1 protein-coding gene is annotated in these 1,334 nt (G+C 36.1%); it reads left to right on the top strand.

The annotated features are described in order from the left end of the window. Positions 1-214 precede the first annotated feature (214 nt). Positions 215-1,324, top strand: coding sequence for an endolytic transglycosylase MltG (mltG, locus tag FC65_RS10705; protein WP_056972730.1), 1,110 nt, complete (start codon positions 215-217; stop codon positions 1,322-1,324). Positions 1,325-1,334 lie beyond the last annotated feature (10 nt).

The following is a 1,334-nucleotide window of genomic DNA, read 5'->3' as shown; positions in this document are numbered from 1 at the left end:
TTCTATCAGTACCAAATATTATAGAACCGGATATATTACGATACCTCAATATCATTTTACTTAAAACAGCCGTGGTTTTTTGCGGTAAAAAAGAAAAACTTAGTTGTTTTTTCAGATAAAAAGCAATAAAAACAAAACCTTGTTAAATCAAGGGCTATATACATTCGGTGTGTCGTTTGGTATACTAATTTGGAGAGTTTTTCTAGGAGGTTAGATGTTGGATTCAAAAGGCAAAAAAAATACGGTAGCATCTCGTGTTATTTGGACAGTAGTATCGATCATAGTTGTGTTGTTAGTAGTTGTGGTAGTAACTGGTTATAGCTACTTTAAATCAGGCCTAAAACCATTAGCGCCAGAATCTAATAAAAGGGTCGAAGTAAAAGTACCAGTTGGAAGCACGAGTAAACAAATCGGGTCGATCTTAGAAGAAAAAAAGATCGTTAAAAGCGGCTTTGTGTTTGATTATTATGTCAAATCCAAGAAAATAGCAAATTTCAAAGCAGGTTATTACGAACTAAAACCATCAATGACCCTTAATCAGATCGCACATGACTTGCAAAAAGGCGGAGCCAGTGAACCATTGAATTCTGGCCGCGTTTTGATCAGGGAAGGTGTGACAGCTGAAACGATTGCCAAATCTGTTCAACAGAGCACACGTTTTTCTCAAAAGGATTTCTTGGCGCTGTTAAACGATAAGCAGTTTACTAGCAAGTTGCAAAAGAAGTATCCGGACTTGCTTTCATCAGCCGCAAATGCCAAGAAAGTTCGCTATCATTTGGAGGGGTATTTATATCCAGCGACATACACTGTTACTAAAAAGACCACATTAAAACAGTTGGTTGAGCAAATGGTTGCAAAGACCGATCAAGAAATGAAACCATATTATTCGGAAATTAAAAATCAAAAACAAAGTGTCCAAAAAGTTATGACACTAGCCTCTTTAGTTGAGCGTGAAGGCGATAGTGATCAAGATCGTGCTAAGATCGCCGGAGTATTTGAAAATCGTTTAGATGAAGATATGAAACTCCAAACAGATATTTCTGTTCTTTATGCATTGAACAAACACAAGGAAACTGTGACATACAAAGATTTAAAAGTGGATTCTCCGTATAATTTATACAAGAATGATGGAGTTGGCCCTGGCCCATTTAATAACCCAAGCATAGCTTCTGTTAAAGCAGTTTTATCTCCTAAAGATAAAGATAAGGACTATTTGTATTTCTTTGCGGATACAAAGACCGGCAAAGTATACTTTTCACAAACTTATCAGCAACATCAGGAGATAATTTCCAAAATAGAAAATACGCGTGGTGCTAGTTTGTAATAATACAAAA

Origin of the sequence: Ligilactobacillus acidipiscis DSM 15836 (assembly GCF_001435755.1) — a bacterium.
GTDB classification, from domain to species: Bacteria; Bacillota; Bacilli; order Lactobacillales; family Lactobacillaceae; genus Ligilactobacillus; species Ligilactobacillus acidipiscis.
Note: the sequence above shows the minus strand (reverse complement) of the source record. Positions and strands in the feature narration are given on the sequence as shown.